The following is a 20,314-nucleotide window of genomic DNA, read 5'->3' on the forward strand; positions in this document are numbered from 1 at the left end:
AGGACCGGGCCGTCCTGCTTGGGGCCCGATGGGGACCCGTCATGACCCCTGTCGGCCGAGCTGTGTCGGCGCGATCTATGGAATTACAATCATAATACTATGTGGGTGTGCGGGCAGTTGCAAGCAGGAGTCGGTAGTCTGCGGGGCCTCCGAGTTGGTGTGCCGCACGGCACGGTCCGGAAGCTCGCCCGTCGTCGACCGGGCTGCGGGTCAGCCGTTCACGCGGTGTGGCCAGGGCGTCGGAGAACAGGGCGCAGGGCCTCGATGACGCCGGGGTCGTCCACCGTGGAGGGGATGGGTTCGTCGTGCCCGTGGGCGATGCCGCGCATCGTCTTGCGCAGGATCTTTCCTGAACGGGTCTTGGGCAGGGCGGCCACGACCGCGACCTCTTTGAGGGAGGCGACGGCTCCGATGCGCTCGCGTACGAGCTGGACGAGTTCGGACTCGACCTCGCCCGGTTCGCGGTCGACGCCGGCCTTCAGGACGACGAAGCCGCGCGGTACCTGTCCCTTGAGGGCGTCGGCGACGCCGATGACGGCGCATTCGGCGACGTCGGGGTGGGCGGCCAGTGCCTCTTCCATGCTGCCGGTGGACAGACGGTGCCCGGCGATGTTGATGACGTCGTCGGTGCGGCCCATGACGAAGACGTAGCCGTCGTCGTCGATGTGACCGCTGTCGCCGGTGAGGTAGAAGCCGTCGTAGGCGGAGAGGTAGGAGGCGATGTAGCGGTCGTCGTCCTGCCAGAGCGTGGGCAGTGCGCCGGGCGGCAGGGGGAGCCGTACGACAATTGCGCCGTCGATGCCTGTGGCCACCGGTTCGCCCGAGGGGTCGAGGACACGGACGTCCCACCCTGGCAGCGGGCGGGTGGGGGACCCGGACTTGAGGGGAGCCGCCTCGATGCCCACCGGGTTGGCGACGACGGGCCAGCCGGTCTCGGTCTGCCACCAGTGATCGATGACCGGGATGCCCAGGAGATCGCTTGCCCAGTGGTAGGTCTCGGGGTCGAGGCGCTCACCGGCGAGGAAGAGGTGGCGCAGACCGGTCAGGTCGTGGCCCGCCGTGAGCGTTCCCTTCGGGTCTTCCTTGCGGATGGCCCGGAACGCGGTGGGCGCCGTGAACATGGTCTTGGCCCCGTACTCGGCGGCAACGCGCCAGAACTGTCCCGCGTCCGGGGTGCCGACCGGCTTGCCCTCGTACAGCACCGTCGTGGCGCCGGCCAGCAGGGGCGCGTAGACGATGTACGAGTGTCCGACGACCCAGCCGACGTCGGAGCCGGTGAACATTGTCTCGCCCGGGCCCACGTCGTAGACGGCTCCCATCGACCAGTGGAGGGCGACCGCGTAGCCGCCGCAGTCACGCACGACTCCCTTGGGTTTTCCGGTGGTTCCGGAGGTGTAGAGGATGTAGAGGGGGTCGGTTGCGGGGACGGGAACACAGTCGGCCGGCGGTGCGGCAGCCACCAGGTCGGCCCAGTCGAGATCGTGAGGCCCCAACTCGGCTGTCTCCTGTGGGCGTTGCAGAATCACGCTCTTCTCCGGCTTGTGGGCCGCGAGTTCGATCGCCTGGTCGAGGAGAGGCTTGTACGCGATGACACGCTTGCCCTCGATGCCGCAGGAGGCGGAGACGACCACCTTGGGGGCCGCGTCGTCGATACGGAGGGCGAGTTCGCGCGGGGCGAACCCGCCGAAGACGACCGAGTGGACCGCGCCGATGCGTGCGCAGGCCAGCATCGCGACGGCTGCCTCGGGGACCATCGGCATGTAGATGACCACGCGGTCGCCCTGTCCCACGCCGAGCTGTGCGAGCGCTCCGGCGAAGGCCGCCACCTCGTCCCTCAGCTGTTCGTAGGTGTAGGTGCGGCGGGTGCCGGTCACGGGTGAGTCGTAGACGAGCGCGGGTTGCTCGCCCCGGCCGGCTTCGATGTGCCGGTCGAGCGCGTTGAAACAGACGTTGAGCCGTCCGTCGGGAAACCAGCGGTAGAAGGGCGCGCCCGAGTAGTCCAGAGCGCGTCGTGGAGCGACATCCCAGTCGATGCTCTCTGCCGCCTTCAGCCAGAAGCCCTCCGGGTCCTCGGTACTCAAGCGGAAGACGTCCTCGTACGTTCCCATCGCGCACTCCTTTGTGGCATCGAGGGACGGTGGTGGGGCTGCTTGCGGAACGGTGCCGGACACAAGTACCGCATGCCGGCGGGCATGGCCGAGCAGGATGCAGGAGACCGGTCGCCGGATGGCGGTGGTGCGGCGGCCCGGCCGTCGACAGGCCCGTCGTCAGGTACCGCTTCTGCTCACGTGCCGAGGTGCTTGCGCAGCCACTGACCCATCTGCTGGATCGCCTGGTCCACCTCGGGTACGCGCCCGGCGCCCAGGACGAACGAGTGCTGCCCTTCGGGCATCGGGTGCACCTCGGAGGTGACCTTGAAGTCCGTCAGGCGGCGGCCGAGTTCGGCGCCGTCGTCGGCGAGGGTCTCGTACTCGCCGTAGTGGACGGTCGTGGGCGGCAGGCCGGTCAGATCGGCGTTCGCGATGCTGATCGAGGGGTCGGTGAAGTCCACGGCGGGGTCCTGCAGCCAGGCTCCTCGGAAGAGTTCGAGGGTGTTCCTGCTGAGCATCTTGTCGTTGTCTTCGTTCTCGTCCACCGACGCGTTCTGGATGGTGAGGTCGGTCCACGGTGAGACGCTGACGATCGCGCCCGGGGTGGCCTCCCCCTTCGCGAGCAGGCGCAGCGGGAGCATCACCGCGAGGGTGCCGCCGATCGAGTGGCCCGTGCTGCCGATGTTCCGCGGCTCGTAGCCCTGCGAGAGCAGCCAGCGGTAGGCGGTCTCGGCGTCGTCGAGCTGCGCGGGGTAGGGGTGTTCGGGTGCCAGGCGGAAGTCCACGACGAGGGAGCGGGCTCCGGCGGCCTTGGCGATGTGGCCGGCGGCCTTGCGGTCCGAGTGCATGGAGGCGGTGACGGATCCGCCGAAGTGGAAGTGGAGCAGCGCCTTGTCGGGGTCGGCGCCCTCGGGGATGGCCCACAGGGCGGGGACTCCGCCCGCGTCCACCTCGGCGTACGTGACGCCTTCCGGCTCGGTCGACGCCTTGTGGTTCGAGTCCACGATGTCGCGGATGACGGCCAGGTCGAGACCGGGTGTCGACGACTTCGCGCTCACGCTCGCGAGGAACTCCGCGAACTCGTGTGCCTCTTGGCTTACTCCCATGGTGCTGCTCCTTGTCGGGCGGGTGCCGTGCCGCGTTCCCCCGCGGCGGGCGGGTCGAGGTACTGGTCATGACGCTAGTTGCTGAGTATAAGAAAGTAAACTCAGAAGGCTCGAGTCACCTGATGGATGCGCGGAGCCCATGACGGGGCATCGGGCATGGATCCTTCAGGGCGCCTGCCGGGCGGGTCGCGACCTGTGGGCCGGACCGCCCGGGAGCCGGTGGGGCGAGTGCGTGCGACGCGCCTGTGGGCGGCGTCCGCGCCGGCGATCCGGGGATTCTGCCGCCGCGTCCAGGCTTGGCTTCGGGGCGGTCGCGTGGCGGTGGGTGTGGGCGCGACAGCCGGGCGCCACTGCGCCCGGCCTGCATCGCGCGGGCTTGCCCGCCTCGGTCGGCCGTACCGGCAGGCCTGTCGGCTTGCCGGGCAACTGGTCAGGCCGACGGGATCGGCGGCGATCCGACCGCTGGACTGTCCTGTGTCTGCGACGGTGGAGGCGCAGATGACTTCTTGGATGAGAAGGCGCGCTTGTCGCAGTCCTGGGACCCCTTGGGCTGGGCCGTCATCGCACACCAGGCATCAGCGACTGCACGGGTGCTACTCGTCGAGGAACTGAATGGCGTGCTTCAGGAAGCGCTCGGGGTTCTGGAACTGTGCTCCATGCCCGGCGTCGGGGTAGATCAGCAGTTGTGCGTTGGGGATGTTCTGGGCGAGGTGCCAGGAGTTGATCGAGGCGATCATCACGTCGTTCTCGCCGTTGAGGACCAGCGTCGGCTGGGTGATCGCGTTCAGGTGGGCGTAGGGGTTCTCGCCCGGCAGCGGTTCCCCGTAGGCGATGGTCGCTTCGAACTGCGCCTGTGCGACTTCGGGCGAGGTCGGCGGGTCCTGGTCGGCCCGCTGGTGGCGGCGCTCCCAGAAGGCCTTGCCCGCTTGCTTCGCGGCTTCCGAGCGGCCGAAGAACAGGAAGAGGAAGTCCTCCAGGGTGGGGACCGGGTTCAGGGCGTACTGGGGCACCTGGGGGTCACTTGTCGGGTCCCCGCCGCGGAGGCCGGTGCCGAGCAGGAGGAGCTTGCGTACCAGCTGGGGGTGGCGCAGCGTGACCTCCTGCGCCTGGAAACCGCCGAGCGAGAAGCCGAGCAGGTCGACCTGCTCCAGCCCCAGTGCGCGGATGACCGCGGCGATGTCGTCGGCCATGTCCTCCATCCGGTTACGTGGCGTGCCCGATGACGAGGCGATGCCGCGGCCGTTGAACAGGATGACCTCACGGCCTTCGGCCAGGCCGTCGGTGAGCAGCGGGTCCCAGTTGTCCATTCCCCCGCGGAAGTGCTGGACCAGGAAGATCGGGACTCCGGAGGGCTTGCCCCAGCGGCGGTAGGCGAACCGGTCGCCGTCGACCTCGATGTACTGAGTCGGTGCGGTCACATGTGTGTCACTCATGGCCTGGGCCTTTCTGTAGCGGGTGATCAATACGATGACGGTCATAATCTAAAAAGTCAACCCCTTAGATGTCGATCGACATCTATGTATGCTTGACCGTCGAGCGTCGACCGAGGAAGGGACGGCTGGACATGCGGGTCCCCAAGGCACAGGCAGAGAAGAGCAGGGCTCACATCGTCGCGACAGCCGCCAGGCTGTTCCGTGAGCGCGGATATGACGGTGTCGGCGTGGCAGAACTGATGGCAGCCGCCGGGTTCACCCATGGCGGGTTCTACAAGCACTTCCGCTCCAAGGCTGACCTGATGGCCGAAGCGTCCGCAAGCGGACTCTCACAGACCGCGGCACGGACGGAAGGTCTGGACCCCGCCGAGTTCGTCGAGCGCTACGTCTCGCGGGAGCATCGCGACGGGCGCGGTGACGGCTGCACCATCGCGGCCCTCAGCGGCGACGCCGCACGCCAGCCGGCGGACATCAAAACAGAGTTCGCAGCCGGGATCGAGAACCTGCTGACGGCCCTTCAGTCCCAAAGTGATACACCGGGGGATGCGGACCAGCGCGCGGCCCGCACCATGGTGATCGGCATGCTCGCCCATTCGGTCGGCGCGATCATGTTGTCGCGGGCATGCCCTGACGGTTCTCCGCTGGCGGACGAAATCCTCGATGTCTGCCGCGCGGGGATTCTTGCGTCACTGACACACGGCAACGTCGACGGGTCGGAGGCGATGGGCTCGGAAGCCTGACCGCAGCCGAGTGGTCTTGCCGAGTTGCGCGGCGCGGATCGCGGTGACGTACCCGCTGTTCCGGCGCCGAGGGCGACGACGCCGTAGTGCGTGCTCATGATGTGCCCCCTTTCCGGGGTTTGATGGGTGGCGCGTGGAGCGAGCGGTCATGCGGCGCGGTGGTGGGGCGCCAGGGTGGCGTGGATCTGGGCGCGGATGTCGGCGAGGACGGCATCGTCGCTGCGGTGCAGGTACACGGTGGCGGTGGTGCTGATGTGGATGATCGCGGTGATCACCCGCGCCAGCGTTGCCGCGTCGGCGGCACCGATGTGCTCGTCGCGCGTGAGCAGGCCGGTGACGCTGTCCTCGAGACGGCCGGCAAGGGCCAGGCCCGCTTGCCGGTAGGGCTCGGCCGGGTCGCCGAAGACGAGTTCGTGCAGGTATGTGCGGCCGTTCTCGATGTGCTCCCTCACGCACTCCACTACGGGACGGATGAGAGCGATGACCCGCTCCAGCGCGCCCTGTCCGACGGCGGTGTTCGCGGCGGCGAGGCCGGAATCGACGGCGGCGGCGAACTTCTCGTTCTGCACCATGATCAGCAACTCGGCCTTGGTGGACGCGTACAGGTAGAGCGTCCCGATCGCGACATCGGCCCGGCGGGCAACCTGCTGCGTCGTGACCTTGTCGACGCCGTGTTCGACGAACAGCTCGCGGGCTGCGGTCATGATGCGCTCGCGCTTGGCCTGTTTGGCCCGCTCGCGGCGCCCGATCGGCATGTGACCGCTTCCCATGGGGACCTCCCTTGACAATATTTCTGAGTGGACTCATAGTTGAGTGTACTCGGGTTGGTCGGGCGGGGCGAGACCCCGGATGCCACACCGGGTTGGCCGGTCCAATCGCAAACGTGAATAAATAAGACAAATTCTAGGAGTGGCGCCCCATGCGAGCGTTCGTCGTCACCAAGTACAAGGAGCCGCTGCAGGAGGCGGACGTCCCCGAACCCACCGTGGGGGAGCACGACGTGCTCGTCCGGGTGGAGGCCGCCGGACTGAACCCGCTGGATGAGAAGATCCGCGCCGGTGAGTTCAAGCAGATCCTGCCCTACAAGCTGCCGCTGATCCTGGGCAACGACGTCGCGGGCACCGTCATCAGCGCCGGGACGGCAGTTCGCGGCTTCAAGCCCGGAGACGAGGTCTACGCCCGGCCCCACCAGGACCGCATCGGCACGTTCGCCGAACGCATCGCCGTAGCGGAGGGCGACCTGGCGCTCAAGCCTGCTTCCATCAGCATGGAAGAGGCGGGCTCACTGCCGCTGGCGGCGCTCACGGCGTGGCAGGCGCTGGTGGAGCGCGGGAAGGTACGGCCCGGGCAGAAGGTCCTCATCCACGCCGGGGCCGGCGGGGTCGGTTCGATCGCGATCCAGCTCGCCGCGCACCTCGGTGCGAGCGTCGCCACGACCGCCAGCGGTTCCAACGCGGACTTCGTGCGCGCGCTCGGCGCGGACACGGTGATCGACTACCGCACCCAGGACTTCGAGCAGCTCCTGAGCGGCTACGACCTGGTGCTGGACAGCATCGGCGGGGAGACTCTGGAGAAGTCCCTGCGGGTGCTCAGGCCCGGCGGCAAGGCCATCGGGATCGCCGGTCCGCCGGACCCCGCGTTCGCCCGCGAGGCCGGCCTGAACCCGCTGATGCGCCTGGCGGTCGCAGGCCTGAGCGGCAAGATCCGCAGGCAGGCCAAGAAGCTCGGCGTGACGTACGAGTTCCTGTTCATGCGCGCCAGCGGCGACCAGCTCCGCCAGATCACCACCCTCATCGACCAGGGCGTGGTGCGCCCGGTCGTGGGAAAGGTGGTCCGCTTCGACCAGACCCCGCAGGCACTGCAGTCCCTGTCCCAGGGCGGCATCCGCGGCAAGGCCGTCATCGCAAACAGCCGACCCAGCCGACCCAGCCGACCCAGCTGACCCAGCTGACCCAGCTGACCCAGCTCACCCGGCTCACCCGGCGCAACCGCGACGGGCGACACAGAACACACAGCGGCACAGAACACACGAGGAGAATCCGTCATGAGCAGCACCGGCACCCCGAACGAAGCCGTCGTCACCTCCTACGCGAAGGCCCCGGCCCGCACCGTCAGCGCCGGTGGCGTCACCTACGCCTACCGGGAGCTGGGCCCGAAGGGCGGTATCCCCGTCGTCTTCTTCGTCCACCTCGCCGCCACCCTGGACAACTGGGACCCCCGCATCGTCGATCCCATCGCGCAGGGCCGTCACGTCATCGCCTTCGACAACCGCGGGGTCGGGGCGTCCACCGGCCAGGTGCCGGACAGTGTCGAGGCGATGGCCGACGACGCCTACACCTTCATCAGGGCGCTCGGATACGACAAGATCGACGTCTTCTCCTTCTCCCTCGGCGGCATGGTCGCCCAGGCCCTGGTGGTCAAGCACCCCGAGCTCGTCCGCAAGCTTGTCCTCACCGGCACCGGGCCCAAGGGCGGCAAGGACATGGACAAGGTCGCCAGAGTCACCTACTGGGACATCCTGCGCGCCACGTTGACCCGCTCGGACCCCAAGGAGTTCCTGTTCTTCAACCGCAACGCCACCGGCAAGCCCGCCGCGCGCGCGTTCGTCAACCGGCTCAAGGAGCGCACCGTCGACCGCGACGTGGACATCAAGACCAAGGCGTTCCAGACACAGCTGAAGGCGATCAAGAAGTGGGGGCGCTCCGCCCCCGACGACCTGTCGACGCTCACGCAGCCCACCCTGATCGCCAACGGCGACAACGACCGCATGGTGCCCTCGGTCCTGTCGGAGGACCTGCACCAGCGCATCAAGGGCAGTGAGCTGATCATCTACCCCGACTCCGGGCACGGCGGCATCTTCCAGTTCCACGACCGGTTCGCCCCCGTGGCGGTCGAGTTCCTCGCCCCGTGACCACCGCCTGACCAGGAAGAGAAGGGCAGCACCATGAGTACGTCACCGGCCGTCGCACCCCTGGAAGTGAAGAAGCCCCTCACCTCCTCGATCCTGCTGTGGGTGCGCACCGACCAGCCCCGCCAGAGGGGCATGGACCACTGGAAGGGCCCGCACTCAGGGATCATCTCCGCCACCCCGGGCCTGGAGGAGTACCGGCAGATCCACCTCGCCGAGCACAACACGGGCCTGTGGCCGGCCACCGACGGGGTCCAGACCGCGATTCCCGCCGACCGGAAGATCGACGGCGTCGCGGAAGTCACCTTCCAATCGGCGCTTGCACCCCTGAAAGGGCGCAAGCAGACGAAGCTGGCCTACGCCGACGAGATCAACGTGTTCCGCCGCACCCTGCTCTACGCCGGCCCGCCGAACTCATCCCGCTGGTACGACGTCGCAGGACCCGGACAGCCGGTCGGTGCCCGCGCGCTGATCTACCTTCGCCGCAGAGACGGGGTCGGCTCCGGCGCCTTCCGGAAGTTCGTCAACGAGCAGCTCGCCCCCGCGCTCGCCGGCACCGGAGCGCTGACGGAACTGCGCACGCAGACGTTCCTGCCCTGGATCGAAAAACTCTGGGACACCCCGGACGTCGCCCACGACAACCCCCACGACCAGCACTTCCACGCCTCGGTCAGCCTCGGGTTCGCCGACACCGCAGCACGGGACGCCTTCTTCACCGGCAACCTGGTCCAGGACCTGTCCAACCGTCTGGCACCGCAGGTCTCCGCGATCCACGCCTACGACGTCACCGCCGCCCTCACCTACGTCAAGAACGGCGACATCCTCCCGCACTACGAGGAGTGAGCGGCGCGCACAGACGGGAAGCGGGACCACCGGATCTGCTCGGCAAATCCATCCGCCCCGGCTTCCTGGCCCTCCTCACGCCCCCGTCGCCATCTGTCACCCCTCACACATCCGGAGCCAGCCATGAGCGAGCACAGCACCATCCACTACGAGCGCACCTCACCGCAGATCGCGAAGATCACCTTCGCCAACCCGCCCGTCAACCTCATCACCGGCGAGACCGTCCTGCGCCTCATCGAGATCGTCGAAGAACTGGCCACCGACCCGGACATCCAGGTCGTGCTGTTCGACAGCGCGACCCCCGACTTCTTCTACAACCACTTCGACCTGGCTGCCGCCGCCGACTTCCCCGCCCCCGAGGACCCGGAAGCGGCGCCGGCATGGACGAATCTGGTCCTGGAACTCTCCAGAGCGCCCTACATCACCATCGCGGCCATCCGGGGACGCACCCGCGGCGGCGGGAACGAGCTCGCCCTCGCCCTCGATCTGCGCTACGCCAGTCGTGAGAAGGCGATCTTCGGACAGCCCGAGGTCGGCAGCGGACTGCTGCCCGGCGGTGGCGGCGCCGAACGCCTCCCCCGGGCCATCGGACGCGACCGCGCCCTGGAAGCCATTCTTACCAGCGACGATTACGACGCCGACACCGCCGAGCGCTGGGGCTGGGTCACCCGCGCCCTCCCCGACAGTGAACTCGACGCCTTCGTCGGCACCGTCGCCGCCCGGCTCGCCTCCTTCGACCGCACCTCACTCGCCTCGGCCAAAGCCCAGGTCAACCGGGCATCCCTGCCCCCGGACGCGGACCTGGTCGCCGCGTACGGCGAGTTCGCCCACTCCCTCACCCTCCCCGGTTTCCTCGCCCGGGCCGCAGGCACGCAGGCCCTCGCCGAACAGGCCGGCATCGACTTCGAATACCGTCTCGGGCACTACATCGGCGTCGCCAACCAGCAACGCTGACACGCGGCAGGAAGCGAGCACGTACGCAGCAGATGCCGCGGCCGTGCTCGTTTGTCGCGAGTCCCATCTGGGTCGTCGTGCGCCTGCCCGATGGGGGAGGGGAACGATGGCGCGAAGCCCGGTCACCATCAAGGACGACCGACGGATCGGGGCTGCTGCGGACGCGGTGCGGTGTTCGACGTCTTCCGTACCGTGGTCGACCGGCGCCCCGGCAGGGCCGGCGAATTCGAGCGCGTCGGCGCCCCGCGTCGGGGCACAGGCCGACTGACCAGGGCTCACCACCCAGTGGCGCGGCCTGTACGCCGACAGGGCTGCGGATGGTGTCGGGGAAGTGTCCTTGGCGGTCGCCGGGCGAACTGCACCGGACGATGCTCGACGAAGCGCTCGCCGGGCATGGCCTGTCCGAGTTTCACCGACACCGACCGGGGTGAACTCGCGGCACCTGGCACCGCCTGCGCCCGTGGCCCGACAGCCGCGATGGTCTGTCCTCACGATGGTGCCGGGCTGCTGATCGATCGGACTGCTGCTTGGGCCGACTGCCGATACGGCGGTGAACGCCTTCGCGATACCGGCAAACCGTTCGAACCCCATGGATCACGCGGTCCCGACGTCAGGAGATCACACCGGGACCGAAGGACAAGTTCAGGCGTTCGTGCCGCGCAGGTCCGGGTAGAGCGCCTCGACCGGGCCGCTCAGAGCCGCCTTGACCCCCTGGGTCAACTGGTCGGCCAAGACCTCGTACTCGCCGGCCTCGACCGCGTCGTAGACCGTCGTCACCAGCTGCGTCGGCAGCATCTTGGGTCCCTCGGCGTGCGCGGCCATGTCGGTGTCGACGTAACCCATGTGCACGCCCGTCACGTGGACGCCCATGGGTGCGAGCTCGATGCGCAGCGAGTTGGTGGCCGACCACAGTGCGGCCTTGGACGCGCTGTAGGCGCCGCCGAAGGCGTACCAACTGGCAACGGAGTGCACGTCGATGAGGATCGACCCCTGCTTGGCGGCGAGGATCGGTGCGAAGGCGCGGGCAAGGAAGACCGGTCCGAAGAAGTTCGTCTCCATGTTCGCCCGGATGTCCGCCTCGGTGACGTCCAGCAGGCTCGCGCTCGGCGGGGTGGCGCCCGCGTTGTTGACGAGCACGGTGACGTCCGCCGCGGCGGCGACGGCCGCGTCGATCGACGCGCGGTCGGTGACGTCAAGGGCCAGGGGGACGATGCGTTCGTCGTCCCAGGCGCGGGGGGAACGGGCGGTGGCGTAGACCTTGGCGGCGCCGCGATCCAGGGCGTCGTGGACGAAGTGGGTGCCGATACCGCCATTGGCGCCGGTGACGAGGACGACTGCTCCATCGAGGGAGGGCATGGGTGTTCCTTCGTTCCAGGGGGATGTGAAGTGCGTGGCTCTGCCCGGATGGAGCAATGACTGCTCGCCCTGTCATGGGAGAATGAGCGTAGCCATATTCGAGCCCACGCGGTACTGAGTGTAATCATAAGTGACTAAGGTCAGAAGTGTATCCCTGGAGGACATCGCCATGTCTGTCGCCCCCCGGCCGGTCGGACGGCGCGAGCGGAACAAGCAGGAGAAATTCGACCGCATCGTCGCTGCCGCGACTGAGTTGTTCGCCGAACACGGCGTCGATGAGGTCACAACCCAGCAGATCGCCGACAAGGCCGACATCGGCACCGGGACCCTGTTCCTTTACGCCAAGACCAAGGGCGAACTCCTCCTCCTTGTCCAGAACGCCAAGTACGCCGAAGCACTTGAGCAGGGCCTTGCGGACGCCGAGACCGTCCCAGGCGTGCTGGACGCGGTGCTGGCGATCGTCCGGCCGATCGTCGAGTGCAACCGCATCCAGATCGACAACGGACGCACCTACCTGCGAGAGATGGTCTTCGGCGACCCCGAGGAGCCCCGGCACGGTGCGGCACTCGCCATCGTCGCGCAGACCGAGGAGGCCGTCGCCGCCGTGCTCCGCCGAGACGAGCGGGTCGCGGAGGGCGACGCCGCGACGCTGGCACACATCGTGTCCGCCGTGATGTTCCTCAGCATGGCGGTGAGCGTGAACATCGCCTTGAGTGTCGAGGAGATCGTGCAGGACATCCGGGGGCAGGTTGAGGTCCTGCTGCCTCGCTGAAGCGCGGCCGGTCTCCGTCCCAGGCGATCATCAGGATGGTTCTCGGCTACGCCATGGCTCTGATCCTGATCGCCGCGACCAGGCGGCGGCTGTGGTTCCATCGGCGGGATTCCACCGCACCTGCATCTCGCCGGCGTTCACTCCGGAAGCAGTTCATCGGCCCGTTCGGCGACCTCTTGCAGTAGCGCGGCCCACAGGGTGCGCACGGCGGCGTGTGTCACCGCCTCCCGGCGGACGGCCAGGGTGACGGGGAGCCGGATGTCGATCTCGTCGGGGAGCAGCCGGCGCAGTTGCGTCCGCTGGGCCAGGAAGGCCGGAAGGACGCCAATGCCGGCTCCCTGCCGGGTGGCTTCGAGTTGCGCGAAGACGTTCGTCGAGGAGAAGGCGGGGGCCATGCCGGGAAGGTGGCGCTCGATGTCGAGGTCGCCGACCTGCAGCACGGACTCGATGTAGAAGATGAGCGGGTGCTCGCGCGGCTCCGCCAGCGACTTCGGCCGGCCGTACTTGGCCAGGTAGTCGTCGCAGGCGTAGAGCCCCAGCGTGTAGTCGGTGAGGTGCTCGGTCACCAGGCGGCTGCTGGAGGGAACGCCGATGACTACGGCGAGATCGAAACCGGACGGGCGCAGGGCGAGCTGCCGTGTCGCGGTGATGAGTTCGACCTGGAGCTGGGGATGGTGGCGGCGCACCCGTACGAGGGCGGGCGTGGCGAAGGCGGTGCCGAAGCCGTCGGGCGCGCTGACGCGCACCGTGCCGTGCAGGGACGGCGAGTCCTGGCCCTCCACGGTGTCGACGACACGGTCGACGGCCTCCTCGATCACGCGCGCGCTGTCCGAGATGGCTCTTCCGATCTCCGTCAGCGTCCATCCGTCCGGGCCGCGCTCGATGAGGCGCAGGCCGATGCTCTTCTCCAGCGCCGCGACACGGCGTTCGACCAGCGAAGGCGCCGCTGGCGTTTCGCCTTCGACCGCAACGCCTCCACCCGTGCCGGCACCACGTCCGGACCGAACAACACGGCCAACTCCTGGCAGGTCAACGGCCCCCTGATGGAGCCGGTCCCGGTTTGTGAGCGCCATAAGGATGCGCTGGTAGTCCGCCGACAGTACCGACCAGGCTCGGCCTGGACACGGTCGGCTTCCTCTCGCAGCTCGTCAACACGACGGCGAGCACCCAGCTCACGCTGTTCCAACAGACCAACCACCGACGGCATCCACGGCCTCCCGGGCAGCGGCAGCACGACAGGCCGCAACTCCCACGGGATCGCCGCCCCTACACCTGACCAGCGGAAACGCAGACCTCAAGTCCGGAAAGACAACAGCTTCTGAGGTGATCGTGCAGGTGACGCCGTAATCGCACAGGCTGAGCATGACGCTGGTGTCGTCCAGGAAGCCCTGACCGGTGAGGAGGAAGGTGAACGCGCCGACGGTGGCCACGACCGCAGCGACCGCTTCGAAGTCGGCGGCGGACCCACAGGACGGGCAAGCGGGTGGGCACCGCACATTTCGGGTGCACCGAGATACCGGTGATCGTGGGCACTGCAGCGGTGGATGTCCGTGCCGCAATGCGGCTGAACGGTCGCAGTCACTGCCGATGTGCCTCTCGGTGTTATGGCATACCGCCGAAATGACGATCTGGGAGTCTGGTCGGAACAAGCGAGCTGTGTTCCGCATGCCAGGACGATGTCTTGCATTGACGTAAGGACTCTGGGCCCGTCATAGTGCTGCGAACAATCCTCGGGATCTGGTTCGGCTCCAGCCCGGTCCGGAAGGACCCCGAAGCTGAAGCCGGAGTGCCGTATTGGGGAGAACGGGATGAAGACCGATACCACCTCCGGCCTTTGCGGAGACTTCATGCTGGCTGTGTACCTGGACGAGCAAGGTCGTGTTCCCGGCTATCGCACCGGCCTCGGCTTCGGCCTGAGCGGCGCGATGCTGATGGAACTCGCTCTGGGTGGCTTCATCGACGTCCTGGACGGACGCGTTGTCGCCGTCCACGGTGCGCAGCCGCGTGACCGGGCGCTCGGCGAGGTGCTCGTCCGGATCCGGTCGTCTCGCAGACTGCGTACGGCGTCGGAGTGGGTCAGGGCTTTGAGCATCGGGGCGCACAAGCGGCTGGCGGTTGGCTTGATCGCTGAGCGTGTCCTCGTTCGCACGCGGGGACGGTTGCCGTTGCCGGCCTGGTGGGCTCGTCGCTACGACGTCCTGGTTGGAGGGAGGCGGGATGCCGTGGTCCGGTCCCTTGGTGTTACGGCTGATTCCTCTGATCGCTTGATCGCGCTGGCCGCACTGGCGAGTGCGTGTGGGGTCGCGTCGGGCGGCCGGGACTGGAGCGAGTACGAGGCGATGCTGCGGTCCACGAACCCGGTCTGTGCCCAGATCCTGACCGCGGTCGCCGACTCTGTGTGGCTCGGAACGCTCTCTTCCTGGACCTGACCCGCCGCCCGGTCCGCATCGCGTTTCCGCGGCGGGAATCGGTTCCGCGGGTCAGTGCGGTCGACGGACCTCGCGGAAGTCTGACTTGCGGATCCTCGCGTGGACGCCCTTCACGTCGTCGACGACCTGGGAGACCGCGAAGTCGCCTGCCGCGCTGAGGTACGCCATCGCCAGATGGCGTTCGATGCCGTAGTCGGTCACGAGCAGGTCGAGCGCGCAGCGCACGCAGTCGCGCATCGCCTCGTTGAGATCCTTGTCCAGGCCGATGGGCACCAGATAGTCGTCCGTCTCGGCGAACGGTGCGACGCGCCCGTGGCCGGGCCGCAGAGCCGCGCCGCCCGGCACCACCTCGAGCTTGACGGTGGCGCGCAACGATGCCTCGAACGCGGTCAGGGCGACCTCGCCGTCGCCCTGAGCGAAGTGCGGGTCCCCGAAGTAGACCAGCGCGTCGTCGACCTGCACCGGGAGGAACAGCGTGGCGCCCTCGCCGAGCAGGGAGATGTCGATGTTGCCCCCGTGGCGCCCCGGCGGCACCGAGTGCGGTCGCTCGTCCCCGGGCACCGCCACGCCCATCACGCCGAGGAAAGGCCGCAGCGGGAAGCGGAGTGAGCCGCGGGCGGGGTCCGTCGGATCCACCGCAATCCGGCCCCACGCGCCCTGGTGATCCGCGAGTGCCGTGGCGAAGGTGAAGACAGGACCGGGCGTCGACGGCATCTCGCCGGGGAGTGCGCCGAAGCCGTGGCGGGCGGAGACCATGCCGTACGGAACCCGTGGGGCGAGGTTGAGGACGGTCACCGCGAGCAGATCGCCGGGCCGGGCGCCGGCCACGGCGATCGGCCCGGTGACGAGGTGCGGTCCGTCGTCGTCGAAGTCGTGCGGCATTCCGGAGTCCGCCACCTGCTGGGCGTCGTCGAGCACCTGGCTGCCGCCGACGCCGTAACGGCCGAAGAACTCGACCGGGTTGCGGCCCTGGTCCTCGAGCACTCCCTCGTGGCTGATCGTGTCGACCGTGACGACGGAGCCCGGTCGAACGACGGCGCACGGGGGGTCCGCCTCGCACGGAAGGCGGCCCCACAGGGTGTTCCCCGGCGTGGCCGGGACGTAGGTCGTCGACGCGATCGCTCCGTGGCCGGGCTGGAGGATCGGGAAGCCGGTGGTGGCGACGTCGAGGAAGGGCGAGTCGATCGCGGTCATGGCCCACCTTTCAGGGAGTGGAAGGGCTGGCCCGACGTTAGGAACGTTGCGTTGCCCCGGTGTTTCCGGTGGGGGTCTGTGCCGTAAAGCTGTCTCGTATGGCAACATGGCATCTCGCATATGTGCTGCAGAGGAGACCTGGATGGATGTCGGCGACGTTGTTCTCATCGGCGGAGCCGGCCTTGTCGGTGGATTCGTCAACTCCATAGCCGGCGGCGGGTCACTGCTCCTCTTCCCCGCGCTGGTCGCCGGCGGGCTGGGTACGGTGGCCGCCAACGTCACCAACTCCGTGGCGCTCTGGCCGGGCTACCTGGGCAATGTCGCGGCACTGAGGGGGTCTTCCCGCCCGTCTTCCGTCATGTCACTGGCGGTCGTGTCCGCAGTGGGTGCCGCCGCCGGATGCGCGCTGCTGCTGCTCACTCCGTCGCGGACCTTCTCGGTCGCGGTGCCGTTCCTCGTCCTCGGCGCCAGTGCGCTCCTCGCCTTCCAGCCCCGGTTGCGGGCACTGCTCGGCGCCGACGAAGGTGACCATCGCGTCAGGCTCTACGCCGGCACGCTCGCCGGCGCGGTCTACGGCGGTTACTTCGGAGGTGGGCTGGGAGTCATCCTGATGGCTCTGCTCGGCCTGACGCTGTCCGCTCCGCTGGCCGAAGTGAGCGTACTCAAGGGGACGTTGCAGCTGGTCGTGGCCACCGTGTCGCTCGTCGTCTTCGCGTTGTTCGGCCCCGTGCACTGGATGATCGCGCTCGTGGTCGCGCCGGCGTCCCTTGTCGGCGGAGTGCTCGGCGGCCGGCTGGCGACGAGGCTGAGCGAGCCGGTACTGCGTGCCGCCGTGGTCGGATTCGGCGTACTGGCCGGCGTCTGGCTGGGCATCCGCGCCTTCGGCTGACCGCTTCCGGAGACGGAAGGCCGGGCCGCGCCGGCCCGGCCACGGGCGCGGGTCCGACGGCGAACGTCGTGTCCGCTGTCGGACCCGTGCGGCAGCCCGCTGGTGCCGGGCCGTCGGTCCCCGAACGCCGTCCGTCGGCGAGGACGGCTCAGATGTCCAGGACCAGTCGGTCGCCCTGACACCGGCCGACACAGATCATCATCGTGCGCCCGGCAAGACGTTCCTCGTCGCTGAGTACGGAGTCCCGGTGCTCCGGCGTCCCGGCGAGCACACGGGTCTCGCAGGCACCGCAGTACCCCTTCTCGCAGTCGTAGGACAGGCCGCTCACGGCGTCGCGCAGGACCTCGATGAGGCGGCGGTCGGCCGGCACGGTGAGCGTGGCTCCCGTACGCGCGAGCTGGACCTCGAAGGTCCGGTTCTCCGTGGCGTCGAACGCCGTCTCGAGGCCGTCGCCGGCCGTGAAGCGCTCCAGATGCAGCCGGTCGGTGAGATCCAGGCGGGCGCACTCGCGCTCGACGGCCGCCAGCATCGGCGGCGGCCCGCACGCATAGACGGCGGTGTCCGCGTCCAGCCCGCCCAGCAGCCGGGGAAGGTCGGGCAGCCCGGCCTCGTCCTGCGGGAGGAGGATGAGCGCGTCGCCGACGACGGCGGACAGCTCGTCGGCGAACGCCATCGTCGAGCGGGTGCGTCCGCCGTACACGACGGAGAAGGGTGTGCCGCGTCCGGCGGCCGCACGGGCCATGGCGAGGATCGGTGTGACGCCGATGCCGCCGGCGAGGAACAGGTAGGAAGGCGCCGGCACTAGCGGGAAGTGGTTGCGTGGCCCGCGTACCGCGAAGGTGGCTCCCGGGCGGGCCAGTTCGTGCAGTTCGGCCGATCCGCCCCGGCCCTCGGGCTCGCGCAGGACGCCGATGCGCCACGTCGTGGCGTCGGTGGGGTCACCGCAGAGGGAGTACTGACGGAGCCTGCCCGAGGGCAGCCGCACCTCGATGTGCGCGCCGGGCCGCCACGTGGGGAGTTCGCCGCCGTCCGGCAGGCCGAGGTCGACGGCGACGACATCCTGCGCCGCCGCGCGGACCGCGGTCACCCGCAGCGGGGTCGGCGTGGTCAGCGCGCGGACCGAGCCGGCCGTGCCACTCGCCCGGGGACCGGGTGTGAAGACCGCCGGGATCGCGTCCCAGCCGGACTGGTTGCCGCGCGTCGGGTAGGCGACGAGCCCCTCCTCGATCACCCGGTAGTCGGGCAGCCGGGTCAGTACCTGCGTCATCATCGCGCGGAACATGGCCCGGGCGAGGTGTGCGCCGGCGCACCGGTGGGAGCCGATGCCGAAGCTGAGATGCCGGCTGGCGTCGCGGTCCAGCCGCACCTGCTCGGGGTCGGGGAACACGGCGGGGTCGTGGTTGGCGGCGACCCACGGGATCAGCACCCGGTCGCCCGCTCGCATCGGGCAGCCGCCGACCTCGGTGTCCTGGGTGACCGTACGGGCCATCGACTGCGAGGGGGCGAACGCGCGCAGGAATTCCTCGGTCGCGGTGTCCAGCAGATCGGGGGAGTCGATCAGCCGCTGGCGCTGCTCGGGGTTGCGGGCGAGGTGGACGAGCGTCCATCCGGTCAGGGAGGTGGTGGTGTCGACGCCGCCGGCGATGAGCAGGCCGATCACCGACACCAGCTCGTCCTCGGCGAACTCGCTGCCGTCGCCGCGCCGGCCGGCCACCAGCTCGCTGACCGCGTCGGCCCGTGGCGCCAGCCGGCGCTCGGCGATCAGCTCGCGGATGCGCTGGTCCATGTAGGCCAGTCCGGCGGCCCCGCGCACGGCGCGCTCGCTGTCGGCCGGTGCGGCGAAGATGTCGTGGATCGGACCGGCCAGCTTCGCCCAGTCCTCCTCGGGGAAACCGAGCCAGTCCAAGGTCACCGCGGCCGGCAGCGGGTTGGTGAGGTCGCGCACGAAGTCGCAGGAGCCGAGCTCGATGAAGTCGTCCACGACGCGGGCGGCATGGCGCTCGATCATGGGCACCAGTTGCTCGACCGCCTCCGGGGTCAGCAGCGGGTTGATCAGTTGCCGGTACTCGGTCGAACGCGGCGGGTCGAGCTCGATCGGATACTGATCGAGCCCCGGTCCCTTGGGGATGACGATGCCGACCCCCTGGCCGCCGTGGTCGCTGCGGGCCGAGGAGAACGTCTCGTCGTCGCGGGCGATGCGGGCCACGTCGGCATACCGCGTCGTGTAGGTGAAGCCGCCGTAGGCGGCGGACCGGCCTACCGGGCAGGACTCGCGAAAGCGCGCGTAGTAGGCGACCGGATCGGCGTTGGCCTCATCGGAGTGGTGATCGAAGTCGATGTCGGCGGACATGGTGGGCACGCTCCACGTGCTCGGCCTTCTGCGCGGTGTTGTCCGGCCGCGCCACCGGATGTCTGGTGCCTCATCGGCGTCGCCACCCTAAGGCGCTGCCGCGGTGTGCGACAACGAAGGGTGGGCGACATCTCAGAAGGTCAGCACAGCTTTGCCGACCGAGCCGGACCGGACCGCCGCGACGGCCTCGTTGATCTGCTCGAACGGGAAGTAGGTGATCATCTTCTCGACCGGAAACCGGCCCTTGGCGTTCAGGTCGAGGAGCTGGGGCAGGAACACCTGCGGCAGGCTGGACCCGGCGATGATGCCGGTGACGCTGCGCCCGTTGAGGATGCTGCGCCACTCGAAACTCATCGACTCGCTCGGCCCGATGCCGATGACCCCGGCGCGGCCGAGCGGCCCGAGCGACTCCACCGCGACGCGCAGGACGTCCTCGCGCCCGGTGGTGTCGATGACGAAGTCGAATCCCTCGGGGACGAGGGCGGCCAGCTGCTCGGCGGCCGGTCCGGCCGAGGAGTCGACCGTGTGCGTGGCGCCGAAGCCGCGGGCCGCCTCCAGCTTGGCCGGGTTCATGTCGACGGCGGCGACGATCGCGCAGCCGCTCAGTGCGGCCGCGATGATGGCGGCCACGCCGACAGCCCCCGCCCCGAAGACGGCGATCGACGAGCCGGGGCGCGGCTGCAGCACGTTGAGCACGCCGCCGGCGCCGGTCTGGAATCCGCAGCCGAAGGGTCCGGCCCGCCGCAAGTCCAGTGAGGGGTCGATCTTCACGACCGCCCGCTCCGGTGCGACGACGTGGCTGGCGAACGACGACTGGCCCAGGAAGTGGGCGTTGACCTCCCGCCCCTCATGGGTCACGGCGGTGGAGCCGTCGGGGCGGCGGCCGGAGAAGTTCACGGCGTCGAAGCCGCGGCAGTAGGCGGGCGAGCCGGTGCGGCACAGCGTGCACGAGCCGCACGACGCGAAGGACATGGTGACGCTGTCGCCCGGGCGTACGGAGGTGACGTGCGCGCCGACCTTCTCGACGATGCCCGACCCCTCGTGCCCGAGCAGCGCCGGCGTGGGGAAGAAGGTCGCGAACTCGAGGTCGGTGCCGCAGATGCCAACGCCGACGACGCGGACGAGCACCTCGTCGGGACGGGGCTCCTCCAGGTCCACCTCGGTCAGGACGAATGGCTGTCCGGCTTGCTCCAGCAGAGCGGCGGTGGCGCGCACCAGGCCTCCTGTAGTGACTCACATAGCGAGATCGC

At 69.1% G+C, this 20,314-nt stretch carries 18 protein-coding genes and 1 pseudogene; 8 read left to right on the top strand and 11 right to left on the bottom strand.

The window, feature by feature from the left end; translation table 11 throughout:
• Window positions 1-218: 218 nt before the first annotated feature.
• The 3 genes from O1Q96_RS15905 to O1Q96_RS15915 all read right to left on the bottom strand — a co-directional run bounded on the left by O1Q96_RS15905 (window position 219) and on the right by O1Q96_RS15915 (window position 4,629).
• On the bottom strand, window positions 219-2,108 hold the full coding sequence (locus O1Q96_RS15905) for a propionyl-CoA synthetase (protein ID WP_269248788.1): 1,890 nt from the start codon (window positions 2,106-2,108) through the stop codon (window positions 219-221).
• 176 nt (window positions 2,109-2,284) lie between these two features.
• The gene (locus O1Q96_RS15910) at window positions 2,285-3,196 is read right to left on the bottom strand and encodes an alpha/beta hydrolase (protein ID WP_269248789.1); all 912 of its coding nucleotides are present in this window, start codon (window positions 3,194-3,196) and stop codon (window positions 2,285-2,287) included.
• 593 nt (window positions 3,197-3,789) lie between these two features.
• Window positions 3,790-4,629 (bottom strand): alpha/beta fold hydrolase, encoded by an 840-nt coding sequence (locus tag O1Q96_RS15915; RefSeq protein ID WP_269248790.1) that lies wholly within the window; start codon window positions 4,627-4,629, stop codon window positions 3,790-3,792.
• 68 nt (window positions 4,630-4,697) lie between these two features.
• Between O1Q96_RS15915 and O1Q96_RS15920 the strand changes: the two genes are divergently transcribed.
• Window positions 4,698-5,369: a TetR/AcrR family transcriptional regulator gene (locus O1Q96_RS15920; protein WP_269248791.1), complete on the top strand. Its 672-nt coding sequence runs from the start codon at window positions 4,698-4,700 to the stop codon at window positions 5,367-5,369.
• Between the two features lie 146 nt (window positions 5,370-5,515).
• On the opposite strand, the gene O1Q96_RS15925 is transcribed toward O1Q96_RS15920, so the two are convergent.
• Window positions 5,516-6,139, bottom strand: coding sequence for a TetR/AcrR family transcriptional regulator (locus O1Q96_RS15925; protein WP_269248792.1), 624 nt, complete (start codon window positions 6,137-6,139; stop codon window positions 5,516-5,518).
• A 149-nt stretch (window positions 6,140-6,288) separates the two neighbouring features.
• Between O1Q96_RS15925 and O1Q96_RS15930 the strand changes: the two genes are divergently transcribed.
• The 4 genes from O1Q96_RS15930 (at window position 6,289) to O1Q96_RS15945 (ending at window position 10,074) form a co-directional block, all read left to right on the top strand.
• A complete protein-coding gene (locus O1Q96_RS15930; RefSeq protein ID WP_269248793.1) occupies window positions 6,289-7,311 on the top strand; it encodes an NADP-dependent oxidoreductase in 1,023 nt (340 codons plus the stop codon).
• 102 nt (window positions 7,312-7,413) lie between these two features.
• Window positions 7,414-8,280, top strand: coding sequence for an alpha/beta fold hydrolase (locus O1Q96_RS15935; protein ID WP_269248794.1), 867 nt, complete (start codon window positions 7,414-7,416; stop codon window positions 8,278-8,280).
• A gap of 33 nt (window positions 8,281-8,313) precedes the next feature.
• Window positions 8,314-9,120, top strand: coding sequence for a strictosidine synthase (locus O1Q96_RS15940; protein ID WP_269248795.1), 807 nt, complete (start codon window positions 8,314-8,316; stop codon window positions 9,118-9,120).
• 123 nt (window positions 9,121-9,243) lie between these two features.
• Window positions 9,244-10,074 carry an enoyl-CoA hydratase/isomerase family protein gene (locus O1Q96_RS15945; protein WP_269248796.1) on the top strand — a complete coding sequence of 277 codons (831 nt, stop codon included), beginning with the start codon at window positions 9,244-9,246 and terminating at the stop codon, window positions 10,072-10,074.
• Between the two features lie 642 nt (window positions 10,075-10,716).
• Here the strand turns inward: O1Q96_RS15945 and O1Q96_RS15950 are convergent.
• Entirely contained in the window at window positions 10,717-11,430 is a 714-nt protein-coding gene (locus tag O1Q96_RS15950; RefSeq protein WP_269248797.1) for an SDR family oxidoreductase, read from the bottom strand.
• A gap of 169 nt (window positions 11,431-11,599) precedes the next feature.
• On the opposite strand from O1Q96_RS15950, the gene O1Q96_RS15955 reads away from it, so the two are divergent.
• Window positions 11,600-12,202: a TetR/AcrR family transcriptional regulator gene (locus O1Q96_RS15955; protein ID WP_269248798.1), complete on the top strand. Its 603-nt coding sequence runs from the start codon at window positions 11,600-11,602 to the stop codon at window positions 12,200-12,202.
• 137 nt (window positions 12,203-12,339) lie between these two features.
• Here O1Q96_RS15955 and O1Q96_RS15960 read toward each other — a convergent pair whose 3' ends face one another.
• The 3 genes and pseudogenes from O1Q96_RS15960 to O1Q96_RS15965 all read right to left on the bottom strand — a co-directional run bounded on the left by O1Q96_RS15960 (window position 12,340) and on the right by O1Q96_RS15965 (window position 13,632).
• Window positions 12,340-13,020: a LysR substrate-binding domain-containing protein gene (locus O1Q96_RS15960; protein ID WP_269248799.1), complete on the bottom strand. Its 681-nt coding sequence runs from the start codon at window positions 13,018-13,020 to the stop codon at window positions 12,340-12,342.
• Window positions 13,021-13,133: 113 nt separating this feature from the next.
• Window positions 13,134-13,409, bottom strand: a pseudogene (locus O1Q96_RS44220) (hypothetical protein); the annotation flags it as partial.
• Window positions 13,375-13,632 carry a hypothetical protein gene (locus tag O1Q96_RS15965; protein ID WP_269248800.1) on the bottom strand — a complete coding sequence of 86 codons (258 nt, stop codon included), beginning with the start codon at window positions 13,630-13,632 and terminating at the stop codon, window positions 13,375-13,377. The pseudogene O1Q96_RS44220 and the gene O1Q96_RS15965, both read right to left, overlap by 35 nt.
• A 378-nt stretch (window positions 13,633-14,010) precedes the next feature.
• Here O1Q96_RS15965 and O1Q96_RS15970 point away from each other — a divergent pair, with 378 nt between their 5' ends.
• Window positions 14,011-14,631 carry a GOLPH3/VPS74 family protein gene (locus O1Q96_RS15970; RefSeq protein ID WP_269248801.1) on the top strand — a complete coding sequence of 207 codons (621 nt, stop codon included), beginning with the start codon at window positions 14,011-14,013 and terminating at the stop codon, window positions 14,629-14,631.
• Between the two features lie 51 nt (window positions 14,632-14,682).
• On the opposite strand, the gene O1Q96_RS15975 is transcribed toward O1Q96_RS15970, so the two are convergent.
• Complete coding sequence (locus O1Q96_RS15975) at window positions 14,683-15,825, bottom strand: acetamidase/formamidase family protein (protein ID WP_269248802.1); 1,143 nt, start codon at window positions 15,823-15,825, stop codon at window positions 14,683-14,685.
• A gap of 142 nt (window positions 15,826-15,967) precedes the next feature.
• Between O1Q96_RS15975 and O1Q96_RS15980 the strand changes: the two genes are divergently transcribed.
• Window positions 15,968-16,714 (top strand): sulfite exporter TauE/SafE family protein, encoded by a 747-nt coding sequence (locus O1Q96_RS15980; protein ID WP_269248803.1) that lies wholly within the window; start codon window positions 15,968-15,970, stop codon window positions 16,712-16,714.
• 148 nt (window positions 16,715-16,862) lie between these two features.
• Here O1Q96_RS15980 and O1Q96_RS15985 read toward each other — a convergent pair whose 3' ends face one another.
• Together O1Q96_RS15985 and O1Q96_RS15990 are read right to left on the bottom strand one after the other, a co-directional pair.
• Window positions 16,863-19,064: a cytochrome P450/oxidoreductase gene (locus O1Q96_RS15985; RefSeq protein ID WP_269248804.1), complete on the bottom strand. Its 2,202-nt coding sequence runs from the start codon at window positions 19,062-19,064 to the stop codon at window positions 16,863-16,865.
• Between the two features lie 132 nt (window positions 19,065-19,196).
• Complete coding sequence (locus O1Q96_RS15990) at window positions 19,197-20,279, bottom strand: NAD(P)-dependent alcohol dehydrogenase (RefSeq protein WP_269248805.1); 1,083 nt, start codon at window positions 20,277-20,279, stop codon at window positions 19,197-19,199.
• Window positions 20,280-20,314 lie beyond the last annotated feature (35 nt).

The sequence above is a fragment of the Streptomyces aurantiacus genome, assembly GCF_027107535.1.
GTDB lineage: Bacteria > Actinomycetota > Actinomycetes > Streptomycetales > Streptomycetaceae > Streptomyces.

Bases quoted from the DNA above. Each gene is read 5' to 3' on its own strand.
- O1Q96_RS15905 (WP_269248788.1), bottom strand. From the start codon at position 2,108: ATGGGAACGTACGAGGACGTCTTCCGCTTGAGTACCGAGGACCCGGAG.
- O1Q96_RS15910 (WP_269248789.1), bottom strand. From the start codon at position 3,196: ATGGGAGTAAGCCAAGAGGCACACGAGTTCGCGGAGTTCCTCGCGAGC.
- O1Q96_RS15915 (WP_269248790.1), bottom strand. From the start codon at position 4,629: ATGAGTGACACACATGTGACCGCACCGACTCAGTACATCGAGGTCGAC.
- O1Q96_RS15920 (WP_269248791.1), top strand. From the start codon at position 4,698: ATGTCGATCGACATCTATGTATGCTTGACCGTCGAGCGTCGACCGAGG.
- O1Q96_RS15925 (WP_269248792.1), bottom strand. From the start codon at position 6,139: ATGGGAAGCGGTCACATGCCGATCGGGCGCCGCGAGCGGGCCAAACAG.
- O1Q96_RS15930 (WP_269248793.1), top strand. From the start codon at position 6,289: ATGCGAGCGTTCGTCGTCACCAAGTACAAGGAGCCGCTGCAGGAGGCG.
- O1Q96_RS15935 (WP_269248794.1), top strand. From the start codon at position 7,414: ATGAGCAGCACCGGCACCCCGAACGAAGCCGTCGTCACCTCCTACGCG.
- O1Q96_RS15940 (WP_269248795.1), top strand. From the start codon at position 8,314: ATGAGTACGTCACCGGCCGTCGCACCCCTGGAAGTGAAGAAGCCCCTC.
- O1Q96_RS15945 (WP_269248796.1), top strand. From the start codon at position 9,244: ATGAGCGAGCACAGCACCATCCACTACGAGCGCACCTCACCGCAGATC.
- O1Q96_RS15950 (WP_269248797.1), bottom strand. From the start codon at position 11,430: ATGCCCTCCCTCGATGGAGCAGTCGTCCTCGTCACCGGCGCCAATGGC.
- O1Q96_RS15955 (WP_269248798.1), top strand. From the start codon at position 11,600: ATGTCTGTCGCCCCCCGGCCGGTCGGACGGCGCGAGCGGAACAAGCAG.
- O1Q96_RS15970 (WP_269248801.1), top strand. From the start codon at position 14,011: ATGAAGACCGATACCACCTCCGGCCTTTGCGGAGACTTCATGCTGGCT.
- O1Q96_RS15975 (WP_269248802.1), bottom strand. From the start codon at position 15,825: ATGACCGCGATCGACTCGCCCTTCCTCGACGTCGCCACCACCGGCTTC.
- O1Q96_RS15980 (WP_269248803.1), top strand. From the start codon at position 15,968: ATGGATGTCGGCGACGTTGTTCTCATCGGCGGAGCCGGCCTTGTCGGT.
- O1Q96_RS15985 (WP_269248804.1), bottom strand. From the start codon at position 19,064: ATGTCCGCCGACATCGACTTCGATCACCACTCCGATGAGGCCAACGCC.